Here is a 12,702-nt window from a genome sequence, read left to right as displayed (position 1 = left end):
TCTCAGTGCGGCTGCCGGGGGCTTCCCGATCGATATTCGGCACTTAAGCCGTTAAATTTTTTATTTCTTCGCCAGTTCCTGGTTAATCATCCAGAGCTCCCGGCGTTCTTCGCTGCTTAGGCCATGGGTGCGCTCGCGAGCTATCAACTCTTCCTGGCGCAACTCAAGCATCGAATCAAACATATGGTTGAGTGAGTCGGTGAACGTTTTTTCTGCGATATCCTTATCTGCTATATCGTCCCACATCGACAGTTTTTCAAGGGTAGCGGCCTCTTTTGTGCCGCGATAATGCTCTAAAAGTTGTCCGGTGGTCAGACCTGGCTGAGACAAACAAGTGTTGACCAATTCTGAAAATAAGCCAAGCCCGGGCAATTTTTCGTGGTTCAAACCCGCCAGCGACGGCACTTGCGGAGCAAGTTCGGGGTTTTGTACCAGCAACCCTATCAGTATACGCATGGTTGTGCGTTTTAGCTGAGGCGCGGGGCGTACCGTGCCGTTTTCAGCCTGTTTCGGCATTAAACGTTCAAGCTGGCTGTCATCCAGAATGCCGAGCTTGTTGCCTAACTCCTGACGCAGATAGATGCGCAGCGTTTCGCCGGGCACCTGGCTGATTAACGGCAGCGCCAGCGTGCTGAGCTGCGCGCGCCCGTCAGGGGTACTCAAATCAACCTGCGGCATCAGGCTGTTAAACAGAAACGTGGAGAGCGGCTGAGCCTGCTCCATCCGCGCTTCAAACGCCGCTTTGCCCTCTTTACGCACCAGCGTATCCGGGTCTTCACCGTCGGGCAGGAACATAAAGCGTAACTGACGCCCGTCGGTCATATACGGCAACGCGGTTTCCAGCGCTCGCCAGGCGGCGTCGCGTCCTGCGCGGTCACCGTCGTAACAGCAAATCACGTTGTTGGTGACGCGGAACAGCAGCTGGATATGGTCCGCCGTGGTGGACGTTCCCAGCGACGCAACGGCATAGTTAATGTCGTACTGCGCCAGCGCAACAACATCCATATAGCCTTCGACGACCAGAAGACGCGGAGGTTCCGCATTATCCTGCTGTGCCTCATAAAGACCGTAAAGCTGGCGGCCCTTATGGAAAATATCGGTTTCCGGGGAGTTAAGGTATTTCGGCAGGGCATCACCCAGCACGCGACCACCAAAACCTATCACCCGGCCACGCTTGTCGCGGATCGGGAACATCACCCGTTCACGGAAGCGGTCGTAGCTTCGTCCCTGGTCGTTGGTGACCAGCATGCCTGCGTCGATGAGGGATTTACGATCTTCGCTATTGCCGCCAAAACGCTTTAACACGTTGTCCCAGCCGGGCGGGGCGTAACCAATAGCGAAACGCGCAATCACATCGTCGCTCAGTCCGCGCTTGTTCAGATACTGACGCGCAGGCTCAGCCGCAGAGTGCTTAAGAGACTGTTGGTAAAACGAATTCAGGCCATCCATCAGTTGGTACAGCGTTTGCCGCTGATGGCGCTCGATCTGACTTGGCCCACTGCCCGCTTCATACGGCACTTCAAGGTTATGCATCGCCGCCAGCTCTTCGACGGTTTCAACGAACTCGAGCTTGTCGTAGTTCATCAAAAAATCAACGGCATTACCGTGTGCGCCACAGCCGAAGCAATGGTAGAACTGCTTTTCACCGTTTACGGTGAAAGAGGGGGTTTTTTCGTTATGGAACGGACAGCACGCATGGTAGTTCTTGCCCTGCTTTTTTAGCTTCACCCGCGCGTCGATGAGATCGACGATGTCAGTTCTGGCAAGCAGGTCATTGATGAAAACGCGTGGGATTCTTCCGGCCATATGCCCCAAAAATTTAAGCGACTTATAAACGAAAACAAGCCGCGCATTCCTTCCGGAAGCACGGCCTTACGACTACAACTCTGTCTGTCAATTGAGGGCTGTGGCCCTCAACAGATTAGTACAGACGAGTACGGCGTGCGTTTTCGCGAGCCAGTTTCTTCGCGTGACGTTTCACAGCGGAAGCTTTAGCGCGCTTACGTTCGGTCGTTGGTTTTTCATAAAACTCACGACGACGAACTTCAGCCAGAACACCTGCTTTCTCGCATGAACGTTTGAAGCGACGCAGTGCTACGTCGAACGGCTCGTTTTCACGTACTTTAATTACCGGCATGTAACTCTCACCTTTAATAAATTCGGTTTGCCGCTGGCATCAACGCCAGCTTATTTCAAAATGGTGCGGAATTTTACTGCAAATGCTGCTGCTTTGTAAAGCACCGATGCGATTTTGAAAGGGACTTTAATAAGGGTGAGGAGTATACACGAGGCTTCTTCCTGGGGCGAACAAAGTTTTACAACAATCCGCCCAGGCTCTACACTGCGCGGTATTGAAACGAGGTAAAACAAGTCATGCGTGTACTGGGTATTGAAACATCCTGCGATGAAACCGGCATCGCGATTTACGACGACGAAAAAGGGCTTCTGGCCAACCAACTGTATAGTCAGGTGAAATTGCACGCTGACTACGGCGGCGTCGTGCCTGAACTGGCCTCTCGTGACCACGTGCGTAAAACGGTTCCCCTGATCCAGGCGGCGCTGAAAGAGGCCGGGTTGAGTGCAAAAGATATTGATGCCGTGGCCTATACCGCAGGACCGGGCCTGGTCGGCGCGCTGCTAGTCGGCGCAACGGTAGGGCGTTCACTGGCCTTCGCGTGGGATGTTCCGGCCATTCCGGTTCACCATATGGAAGGGCACCTTCTGGCGCCGATGCTGGAAGACAATCCGCCAGCGTTCCCGTTTGTGGCGCTGCTGGTGTCCGGTGGTCATACCCAACTGATCAGCGTAACGGGTATTGGCAAGTATGAGCTGCTGGGCGAGTCAATTGACGATGCAGCCGGTGAAGCCTTCGACAAAACCGCCAAGCTGCTGGGGCTGGATTACCCGGGCGGCCCGATGCTCTCGAAAATGGCCGCACAGGGCACGGGAGGGCGCTTTGTCTTCCCACGGCCGATGACTGATCGTCCGGGGCTGGATTTCAGCTTCTCCGGTCTGAAAACCTTCGCGGCGAACACCATCCGCAATAACGACGACAGCGAGCAGACGCGTGCCGACATCGCTCGTGCGTTCGAAGATGCGGTGGTGGATACGCTGATGATCAAGTGCAAACGCGCGCTGGATCAGACCGGCTTTAAGCGCCTGGTGATGGCAGGCGGCGTGAGCGCCAACCGTACGCTGCGCGCGAAGCTTGCAGAGATGATGCAAAAGCGTCGTGGGGAAGTGTTCTACGCGCGTCCTGAATTTTGTACCGATAACGGGGCGATGATCGCCTACGCCGGGATGGTGCGCCTGAACGCTGGCGCAACGGCTGACCTGAGCGTGTCCGTGCGTCCGCGCTGGCCGCTGGCGGAGCTGCCGGAGGCGTGAGTTTTTTTGCCCGGTGGCGCTGCGCTTACCGGGCCTACAAAACCGTAGGCCGGGTCAGGCGAAGCCGCCACCCGGCAATAACCCGCACTACACCCGCAGCATCCCTTTCTCTTCCAGAAACGCAATGATCGTTCCCAGACCGTCTCCCGCTTTCAGGTTAGTAAAGGTCCACGGACGCTCGCCGCGCATGCGGTTGGTGTCGCGCTCCATCACCTCCAGCGAGGCGCCGACGTACGGCGCGAGATCGGTTTTGTTAATCACCAGAAAATCGGATTTGGTGATCCCCGGCCCGCCCTTGCGCGGGATTTTTTCCCCTTCGGCCACGTCGATGACGTAGATGGTGAGGTCCGCCAGCTCCGGGCTAAAGGTCGCGCTCAGGTTATCCCCGCCGCTTTCGACGAAGATCAGATCCAGATTGCCGAACTTCTCGCTGAGTGCTTCCACCGCCGCCAGGTTCATTGAAGCATCTTCGCGGATGGCGGTGTGCGGACAGCCGCCCGTTTCCACGCCCACGATGCGCTCTGGCTCCAGCGCACCCGCCTCGGTCAGGATGCGCTGATCCTCTTTGGTGTAGATATCGTTAGTCACCACCGCCAGGTGATAGGTATCGCGCATCGCCTTGCAGAGCGCTTCCAGCAGGGCGGTTTTGCCCGACCCTACCGGGCCGCCCACGCCCACGCGCAGGGGATGTTTGTAATCAGCCATATTGACTCCTCAGGAACGGAATAGTCGTGAATATTGGGTTTCGTGGCGCGCGGAGGCGATGGCGGACAGCGGCGTAGCGGCCCCCAGCGCGTCGTCGCCACGTAAAAATGCCTGTTCAAACCCGGCGGCAAAATGGTCGCTCAGGTCGATAATCAGCTGTTGTGCGGCCTGCTGCCCAAACGGCACCAGCTTGACGCCCGCCATCACCGCGCTCTCAATCCAGCTGTAGCCCAGGCTCAGCGCCAGCTCACGCGTGCTAATGCCCCAGCGCACGCCGAGCCACGCCATGCCGCAGAGCTGGCTCTGCGTCAACAGCGGCAACCATTCTGGCGGGCAGGCGGGTTCCCAGCTTTTAACCAGGCGCGTAAAGGCCGCGCCACGGTTGCGTTCTTCATCGCGCAGCTCGCGCGTTTCCCGGCAGGCGAGCAGGTATGTCGTCCAGCGTTTTGCTGTCGCGACGTCCTGCTTCTCGCAGGCACGATAAAGGCGTATAAACAGCGGCAGGTCGACGCAGAAAAAGCTCTGCTCCATCTGCTGGATCTGCCAGCGCCTGAAGGCCTCAGCGTCCGTGACCCACCCGGCCTCAACGGCCCACTCCAGCCCCTGCGACCAGGTAAACGATCCGACCGGCAGGCTACTGCTGGAGAGCTGCATCAGGCGCAGCCGCTGGCGGGCGTGCTCCATCAGCTCATCAGCGCCAGCAGGGCAGAGACGATCAGCCCGCCACCGAAGGTTTTACGCAGGCCGTCGTGACGGCGCAGCAGCAGCCCTGCCGCGAAGCTGGCGCACAGCACCGTGGCGCTGGCTAACATAAACCCGCTGGTGAAGAGCCAGAAGCTGTGGCCGGACATCTCCACGCCGTGCGCCCAGCCGTGGAACATCGCCAGGGCTGGCACCGCCAGCAGCAGGCGATTTTCAGTCTTAAACATCATTACGCCGCAGACCGCCAGCGAGGCGATAATCAGCATCTCCATGCCGCTAAAACCGCCGAGCAGGCTGCCCGCAACGGCGCCAGCAAGCATCATGCCGAGCGTTGCTAACGGCAGCAGCAGCTTGCGGCCGCTCAGGGCGGACAGCACGCCAGCCCCCGTCAGCATCAGCAGGTGATCCAGCCCGGTCAGCGGATGGAGAAATCCGGCCTGGAAGCTGTCGGTCCCGTGGCCCGGATGGGCAAGCGCCGGAACGGAAAAGGCCAGCAGAAACAGCGGTAAATACTTGCGCATGATGAGTCCTTAATGTGAATGAGCGTGGGAGTGGCCATGGCTGTGGGCATCGCTGGTGTAAGCCCCCGCTTCCGGTTCAAACGGCAGGCTGGCGAAGGTCACCTCCAGCCCGAACTGACGCAGCATATCGTCAAGAACGTGGTCGTGGTGGTAGCGCAGCTCGCCGGGCATAATTTGCAGCGGCACGTGACGGTTGCCCAGGTGGTAACAGGCGCGGGCGAGCAGGAACGGATCGGCGCAGCGCACCACGGAAACCGACTCCGGGGCCGCGATCACTTCGATCACCTCGCTGCCGTCGTCGGTGGTCAGCAGATCGCCGCCGCGCAGCAGCAAACCGCGCGGCAGCATCAGCCCGGCTTCGCGACCGTCGTTCAGGGCCACGCGGGCGCGGCTTTTCACCCGCACGTCAATCGGCAGCGTGACGCTGGCGGTAGTCGGGTGTGCGTGGTCCAGGCGTTGGGTCAGATAAATCATCATCACTCCTCAAAACAGGAAATAGCGTTGCGCCATCGGCAGAACGTCAGCCGGTTCGCTGGTAATCAGTTCGCCGTCGACGCGCACCTCGTAGGTTTGCGAGTCGACGGTGATGTTCGGTTGCAGAGCGTTGTGGATCATGTCCGCCTTTTTCACCGTCCGGCAGCCTTTCACCACCGCCGTGGCGCTCTGCAAGTTGAGCTGCTGCGGGATGCCGTTCGCACTGGCGGCCTGCGAGACAAACGTCAGCCGCGTGGCGTGGCGCGCGGCGCCCAGCGATCCAAACATCGGGCGGTAATGCACCGGCTGCGGCGTGGGGATCGAGGCGTTGATATCGCCCATCGGTGCGCAGGCGATCATCCCACCTTTGACGATGGTGGCGGGCTTGACGCCGAAGAACGCCGGGGACCAGACCACCAGGTCCGCCAGCTTGCCCGCCTCAATCGAGCCCACTTCATGGGCGATGCCGTGGGTCAGCGCCGGGTTAATGGTGTATTTGGCGACATAGCGCTTCACCCGGAAGTTGTCGTTATCGCCGGTCTCTTCCGGCAGCGCGCCGCGCTGAACCTTCATGCGGTGCGCGACCTGCCAGGTGCGGATAATCACTTCCCCCACGCGGCCCATTGCCTGTGAATCTGACGAGGTGAGTGAGAACGCGCCGATATCGTGCAGCACGTCTTCGGCGGCGATGGTCTCCCGGCGAATGCGGGATTCGGCAAACGCCACGTCCTCGGCGATATCCGGGTCGAGGTGATGGCAAACCATCAGCATGTCCAGGTGCTCGTCGATGGTGTTGACCGTGTAGGGCAGCGTCGGGTTGGTGGAGGAGGGCAGAATATTCGGGTGCGCACAGGCGGTGATGATATCTGGCGCATGGCCGCCGCCCGCCCCTTCGGTGTGGAAGGTGTGGATGGTGCGCCCGGCGATGGCGGCCAGCGTATCTTCGACAAAACCGGACTCGTTCAGCGTGTCGCTGTGCAGCGCCACCTGGATATCCATCTCTTCAGCGACCTCCAGCGAGCAGTTGATGGCCGCAGGCGTCGCACCCCAGTCTTCGTGGATCTTAAGCCCGATGGCACCTGCCGCGATCTGCTCGCGCAGCGCGTCCGGGTTTGAACTGTTCCCTTTGCCCAGCAGGCCAATATTCACCGGCAGCGTATCGGCAGCCTGCAACATGCGGGCGATATACCATGGCCCCGGCGTGCAGGTGGTGGCGTTTGTACCTGCCGCGGGCCCGGTGCCGCCGCCGATCATGGTGGTGACGCCAGAGACCAGCGCCTCTTCCGCTTGCTGCGGACAGATCCAGTGGATATGGGTGTCGATCCCGCCAGCGGTGACAATCTTGCCTTCGGCGGCGATCACTTCCGTTGCTGCGCCAATCGGGATCGTCACGCCGGGCTGAATGTCCGGGTTTCCGGCTTTGCCGACGGCGAAGATCCGCCCATTTTTTACGCCGATATCCGCTTTCACGATCCCCCAGTGATCGACGATCAGCGCGTTGGTGAGCACCAGATCCACGCAGTCGTCGGCGGTCATCTGCCCCTGTCCCATGCCGTCGCGGATCACTTTTCCGCCGCCGAATTTAACCTCTTCTCCGTAGATCGTGAGATCGTCTTCTACTTCGATCCACAGTTCGCTGTCGGCCAGCCGCACTTTATCCCCGGTCGTGGGGCCGAACATATCGGCATACGCCTGGCGTGAAATCTCAGCCATGTTTCACCTCGCCCATGATCTCGCCGCGAAAACCGAAAATGCGCTGTGCGCCCGTCACCTGCACCAGCGTCACTTCCCGCTTCTGGCCGGGCTCGAAGCGCACAGCGGTGCCCGCCGGGATGTTCAGCCGGTAGCCTCGGGTGGCCTCGCGATCGAACTTCAGCGCCGGGTTGACCTCGTAAAAGTGATAGTGCGATCCCACCTGGATCGGCCTGTCGCCGTGGTTTTCCACTATCACGCTTCGGGTTTCGCGCCCGACGTTGAGAGCAATGTTGCCGGACTGGATCCGGTATTCACCTGGGATCATCACGCGCTCCTTACACGATCGGGTTGTGGACGGTGACGAGCTTGGATCCGTCCGGGAAGGTGGCTTCCACCTGAATATCCGGGATCATCTCCGGTACGCCCTCCATCACCTGATCGCGCGTCAGGACGTGGCGGCCGGCTTCCATCAGCGAGGCGACGGTTTCGCCATCGCGCGCGCCTTCCATAATAAAGGCGCTGATCAGCGCGACCGATTCCGGATAGTTGAGCTTTACCCCGCGCGCGAGGCGGCGTTCGGCAACCAGCGCGGCGGTGAACAGCAACAGCTTGTCTTTTTCTCTGGGAGTCAGTTCCATAGCGTTTCTCTTATGTCTGCCAGATGCGCGGCGAACAGGCGGTTTTGGGGGTTAAAAGCGGGCGAAGCGACTGCCAGATATCGCGCATCACCCGCTGACAAATCAGGTTGTCGTGCGAGAGAAAACGCACCGACAGCAGATCGTCGGTGAGCGTCGCCCCGCCAAAGTTTTCCAGCGGGGCGAGCCGCTCGCGCACCGTGTCGAGATGTGCTTCCCGGGCCGGATAGAACAGCAGCGTGCCGACCCACGGATGGTCCGCGACGGGCGTCAGATCGCCACCGCTGAGATGCAGTCGCTCAATCAGACGCGGCTCGCCATCCACCCACACCTCAAGGCGGCTCTCCAGCGTGCCTTGGCTGAAGGTTTCGTTTATCACCGGACGGCCCAGACAGTACAGCTCCCACGCCAGCAGCGTGCTGGTGGCGTGCAGGTGAAAGACGGAACGCAGCGCGGCGTTAGCGCCGGGGAAAATAATGGTGTCCTGCGGCAGCCACTCCAGCGTGGCCTCTTCGTCGAGGTAAAAATGCTGACTGAGGCAGGCCAGCGGGCCGCTGCTGCGATAGAACTTGCTGGCGCCGGGCATGGTGATGAGGGCATGGCTTTTGGCGTCGAGCCGCACGGAAATATCCAGCGTATCCCCGCCCACAATTCCACCTGGCGGGTGCAGCAGGTAAAGGTGGCAGGTTTCCCCTTCGGGATAAAACGGACGCTGAACGGTAAGTGGCCCGGTGTGACGCGCGGAATGGAGGAGGGTTTTCTCAGGGGTATGACAAAACTGGAGGGCAAGCGAGGCCTGCCAGCCTTTGTATGAATTATCAGTGACCTGAGTTGCTAACATGGTGCTTCCACTTCCGCACTATCGGGATACGTTTCAGTATGCCCTGGCGGAAATGAAGGCTGTCATATGAGTCGCTTATGGATAAAAAAACCGGATCATGTGAGCCGGTTTCAGTAATGTAGGCCGGGTAAGCGCAGCGCCACCCGGCAAGAAAGGCTAGCGATAATCCTCTGCATCCACATCATACCCCGACGGCTCCCAGCGGATCGCCAGCAGCGAGGCCAGGCCGATAAACGGCGCCAGCGCAATCACCCAGAACACGGCGGTATCCAGCGAGGCGACCAGCAGCGGGAACAGAAACAGTGATAGCGTTGAACTGCTGCGCATCAGCGTCTGGTTAAGCCCCACACCCACACCGCGCAGCGAGGTCGGGTAGCTCAGAGAGGCAAACGTCATGGTGTGCGCACCCGGACCAAAACCCTGGCCAAACAGGAACAGCGCCAGCATCGCGACGGCGACCACGCCTTCCGTGGACCCGTCAGGGCGGCCAATCAGCGCCAGGCCGAGCAGCGCCGCCAGCTGGCACGCATAACCCGCCAGTGACATCCGCCATGCGCCGAAGCGCGGAACATAGCGCACCGCCAGCAGCCCGCCGACAAACGCGAACAGCAGATTAAGCGCCAGCGAGATCAGAATGGTCGTCAGCATCGACTGCACAAAGAAGCTGGAGATGATCACCGGCAGGCCAAAGGCTACGGCGTTATAGGCGAACGAGGAGACGACCGACAGCAGCGTGGCGAGCGTGGTACGCCGCAGATAGATACCGCGGAACAGGTTCAGGTAGTTCGACCATTTTGCCTTGTTCACAACAGGCGCGGGCTGGTCGAGCGCATCCTGCGGTACGTGGGCATTAATGTTGTATGACTGCCGCAGGATGGACGCCGCCTCCTTCAGATTGCCCTGATTCGCCGCCCAGACCGGGGATTCGCTCATATAGCGGCTGCGGATGGCGATAATCACCAGCGCGGGCACCGCGCCAAAGCCAAGGATCAGACGCCAGAGCCAGTCGCTGTGGCTTTCCGGCAGCACGGCGTAAAAGAAGAGCACCAGAAGATAAGAGATGCTGATGGCCGCATACCAGGTGGGACACCACATCGCGACGCTGGAGGCTTTATTCCCCGGGCCTTTCAGTCTGGCGAACTCGCTGAGAAACGCCATCGCGACGGGAAGGTCGATCCCAACGCCAAGACCCATCACAAAGCGCGCGCCCGCCAGCACATATTCGTTCGGGGCCAGCGCACAGGCGATAGCGGCAACGACAAAGAATACCATGTCGGCCATAAAGACGCGGTAGCGCCCGATTTTATCCGTAAGATAGCCGCCGAGCAGCGCCCCGACAATCGCGCCAAACGTAATGGCTGAAGCCACCATGCCGGTACCGGCGGGCGTCAGGTTAAATTCGCGGGTGATGTCTTTGATGCCGAATGCCAGCGCGCCGAGATCGTAGGCATCGAGAAAAATTCCCCCGAGCGCGATACCGACCACGATGCGGGCATTGGCCCGGCCCTGAGAGCCGTCATTAACGAGACGTGAAACGTCCGATGCGCTGCGTACCCACCTGATGTCGCCATCCGGGGTGTTTGCTGCCGCTGGAAGGGGAGTTGAATCTGTGATTTCTGCCATTTTCTTTTTGTGTGGTTGTGTTGTGTCTCTAACAGTTACCACAGGCAGAAGGTGACAAAAATCACATTTGGTTATAAGGCATAACGAACGGTTTACTGAGCGTCTTTCTTTTTACGTCTGAGCTTCGTCCAGATCTTCGTTTCCTGACGACGCCACAGGCGTTGAATGTTGTCGTGATGGCGCAACAGGATCAGACACGAGAGCATCGACACCGGGAAGGTAAACTGCGGTTTAAACCACCAGACATAGAACGGGGCGATCAGTGCGCTGACGATGGCGCCCAGCGACGAATAACCGCTCAGCAGGATGGTCAGCAGCCAGGTGCCCGCCATCACGCCGGTGAGATCCCAGCCGATCGGCGCAATCGCGCCAAACGCAGTGGCCACGCCTTTACCGCCTTTAAAACCAAAGAAAACAGGCCAGATGTGGCCGACGCAGGCGGCGATGGCTATCAGCCCCAGCCAGAAGGGTGTGACGCCGAGCGCATACGCGCCCCAGACGGGAAGCATTCCTTTCAGAACGTCAAAAATCAAAACCGCTACGGCTGCTCCCTTGCCGCCAATTCGTAGTACATTGGTCGCCCCCGGATTCCCGGAACCACTTTCACGCGGGTCAGGCAACCCGGCGATGCGGCAGACCAGAATGGCGCTGGAGATTGAGCCGCAAAGGTAGGCGAGGATAATCATTCCAGGCGCGATTGCACTCATAACGCTGTTCCGTTTTGAAAATGTATCTGTATTCTCAGCATCTGTGGATAATACGCATAATTCGCCGGAAGTGGTATCCGGTTTAGCCAAAAAGCAGGCAGGTCGTGATGGATATTGTATTTATAGAGCAACTTTCGGTAATCACCACAATTGGTGTTTACGACTGGGAACAGACCATCGAGCAGAAACTGGTGTTCGATATCGAAATGGGCTGGGATAACCGCAAGTCAGCGAAAAGCGATGATGTGAATGATTGTCTGAGCTACGCCGACATCAGTGAAACGGTCATCGGCCATGTGGAAGGACAACGATTTGCGCTGGTAGAACGCGTGGCGGAAGAGGTGGCAGACCTGCTGCTGAGCAAATTTAACTCCCCGTGGGTGCGCATTAAGCTAAGCAAGCCGGGCGCGGTGGCGCGCGCCGCCAACGTGGGCGTGATTATCGAGCGTGGCACAAATCTGAAAGGAAAGATTTAACGTCATAATAGCTAAACCATTTTAGGTTATATCGGTCTTAGAGCTGTATGTTTCACGGTAGCCGTTGTGGCAACCGTTTTTTTATATCTTTTTAGGGGTTTATAGATGAGCGATATGCACTCGCTGCTGGTGGCGGCAATACTGGGTGTGGTCGAAGGATTGACGGAGTTTTTGCCGGTGTCCAGTACGGGCCATATGATTATCGTTGGCCATCTGTTGGGCTTTGAAGGCGATACCGCAAAGACGTTTGAGGTGGTGATTCAGCTGGGCTCTATCCTGGCGGTGGTTGTGATGTTCTGGCGTCGTCTGTTTGGTCTGATCGGCATCCACTTCGGGCGTTTGCCGCAGCGTGAAGGAGAGGGCAAGGGGCGTCTGACGCTGATTCATATTCTGCTCGGGATGATCCCGGCAGTGGTGCTGGGGCTGGTGTTCCACGACACCATTAAATCGCTCTTCAACCCGATTAACGTGATGTACGCGCTGGTTGTCGGCGGCTTCCTGCTGATTGCCGCCGAAGTGCTGAAGCCAAAAACCCCGCGTGCGGAAGGTCTGGACGATATGACGTATCGTCAGGCGTTTATGATTGGCTGCTTCCAGTGTCTGGCGCTGTGGCCGGGCTTCTCCCGTTCAGGGGCAACCATTTCCGGCGGGATGCTGATGGGCGTGAGCCGTTACGCGGCGTCTGAGTTCTCGTTCCTGCTGGCGGTGCCGATGATGATGGGCGCCACCGCGCTGGATCTCTACAAAAGCATCGGCTTCCTGACCGTGGGTGACATTCCGATGTTCGCCGTGGGCTTTATCACCGCCTTCATTGTGGCGCTGATCGCCATCAAAACCTTCCTGCAACTGATTAAGCGTATTTCGTTTATTCCGTTCGCGATCTACCGCTTTATCGTCGCGGCTGCCGTGTACGTGGTCTTCTTCTGATGACCGACC

15 protein-coding genes are annotated in these 12,702 nt (G+C 58.9%); 3 read left to right on the top strand and 12 right to left on the bottom strand.

The window, feature by feature from the left end; translation table 11 throughout:
* Positions 1–60: 60 nt before the first annotated feature.
* Positions 61–1,806 carry a DNA primase gene (gene dnaG / locus L384_RS18410; RefSeq protein ID WP_003862574.1) on the bottom strand — a complete coding sequence of 582 codons (1,746 nt, stop codon included), beginning with the start codon at positions 1,804–1,806 and terminating at the stop codon, positions 61–63.
* Positions 1,807–1,921: 115 nt separating this feature from the next.
* Positions 1,922–2,137: a 30S ribosomal protein S21 gene (gene rpsU / locus L384_RS18415; protein ID WP_001144069.1), complete on the bottom strand. Its 216-nt coding sequence runs from the start codon at positions 2,135–2,137 to the stop codon at positions 1,922–1,924.
* A gap of 236 nt (positions 2,138–2,373) precedes the next feature.
* On the opposite strand from rpsU, the gene tsaD reads away from it, so the two are divergent.
* Positions 2,374–3,387 carry a tRNA (adenosine(37)-N6)-threonylcarbamoyltransferase complex transferase subunit TsaD gene (gene tsaD, locus L384_RS18420; RefSeq protein ID WP_023323762.1) on the top strand — a complete coding sequence of 338 codons (1,014 nt, stop codon included), beginning with the start codon at positions 2,374–2,376 and terminating at the stop codon, positions 3,385–3,387.
* Positions 3,388–3,474: 87 nt separating this feature from the next.
* Here tsaD and ureG read toward each other — a convergent pair whose 3' ends face one another.
* From ureG to plsY, 10 genes are all read right to left on the bottom strand, one after another.
* Complete coding sequence (ureG, locus tag L384_RS18425) at positions 3,475–4,092, bottom strand: urease accessory protein UreG (RefSeq protein ID WP_022651876.1); 618 nt, start codon at positions 4,090–4,092, stop codon at positions 3,475–3,477.
* A gap of 9 nt (positions 4,093–4,101) precedes the next feature.
* On the bottom strand, positions 4,102–4,776 hold the full coding sequence (locus L384_RS18430; RefSeq protein ID WP_023323761.1) for an urease accessory protein UreF: 675 nt from the start codon (positions 4,774–4,776) through the stop codon (positions 4,102–4,104).
* On the bottom strand, positions 4,776–5,315 hold the full coding sequence (locus L384_RS18435; RefSeq protein WP_003862561.1) for a HupE/UreJ family protein: 540 nt from the start codon (positions 5,313–5,315) through the stop codon (positions 4,776–4,778). Before L384_RS18435 ends, L384_RS18430 begins: the two co-directional genes overlap by 1 nt.
* Before the next feature lie 9 nt (positions 5,316–5,324).
* The gene (gene ureE / locus L384_RS18440; RefSeq protein WP_003862559.1) at positions 5,325–5,789 is read right to left on the bottom strand and encodes an urease accessory protein UreE; all 465 of its coding nucleotides are present in this window, start codon (positions 5,787–5,789) and stop codon (positions 5,325–5,327) included.
* A 9-nt stretch (positions 5,790–5,798) separates the two neighbouring features.
* Positions 5,799–7,502, bottom strand: coding sequence for an urease subunit alpha (ureC, locus tag L384_RS18445; protein ID WP_023323760.1), 1,704 nt, complete (start codon positions 7,500–7,502; stop codon positions 5,799–5,801).
* Positions 7,495–7,809, bottom strand: a complete 315-nt coding sequence (locus L384_RS18450) for an urease subunit beta (RefSeq protein WP_003862557.1) — start codon at positions 7,807–7,809, stop codon at positions 7,495–7,497. Before L384_RS18450 ends, ureC begins: the two co-directional genes overlap by 8 nt.
* Before the next feature lie 10 nt (positions 7,810–7,819).
* Positions 7,820–8,122: an urease subunit gamma gene (locus tag L384_RS18455; protein WP_003862556.1), complete on the bottom strand. Its 303-nt coding sequence runs from the start codon at positions 8,120–8,122 to the stop codon at positions 7,820–7,822.
* Positions 8,123–8,132: 10 nt separating this feature from the next.
* Positions 8,133–8,960 (bottom strand): urease accessory protein UreD, encoded by an 828-nt coding sequence (locus L384_RS18460; RefSeq protein WP_003862554.1) that lies wholly within the window; start codon positions 8,958–8,960, stop codon positions 8,133–8,135.
* Positions 8,961–9,116: 156 nt separating this feature from the next.
* Complete coding sequence (locus L384_RS18465) at positions 9,117–10,583, bottom strand: MFS transporter (protein ID WP_023323759.1); 1,467 nt, start codon at positions 10,581–10,583, stop codon at positions 9,117–9,119.
* 92 nt (positions 10,584–10,675) lie between these two features.
* Positions 10,676–11,290, bottom strand: a complete 615-nt coding sequence (gene plsY, locus L384_RS18470; RefSeq protein WP_003862548.1) for a glycerol-3-phosphate 1-O-acyltransferase PlsY — start codon at positions 11,288–11,290, stop codon at positions 10,676–10,678.
* A gap of 107 nt (positions 11,291–11,397) precedes the next feature.
* Here plsY and folB point away from each other — a divergent pair, with 107 nt between their 5' ends.
* Complete coding sequence (gene folB, locus L384_RS18475) at positions 11,398–11,766, top strand: bifunctional dihydroneopterin aldolase/7,8-dihydroneopterin epimerase (RefSeq protein ID WP_003862547.1); 369 nt, start codon at positions 11,398–11,400, stop codon at positions 11,764–11,766.
* 105 nt (positions 11,767–11,871) lie between these two features.
* Complete coding sequence (gene bacA / locus L384_RS18480; RefSeq protein ID WP_003862545.1) at positions 11,872–12,693, top strand: undecaprenyl-diphosphate phosphatase; 822 nt, start codon at positions 11,872–11,874, stop codon at positions 12,691–12,693.
* Positions 12,694–12,702: the final 9 nt, after the last annotated feature.

This window comes from Enterobacter sp. MGH 38, assembly GCF_000492855.1.
In the GTDB taxonomy this organism is placed as follows: domain Bacteria; phylum Pseudomonadota; class Gammaproteobacteria; order Enterobacterales; family Enterobacteriaceae; genus Enterobacter; species Enterobacter hormaechei_C.
This window is presented reverse-complemented; position numbering and strand designations above follow the sequence as displayed.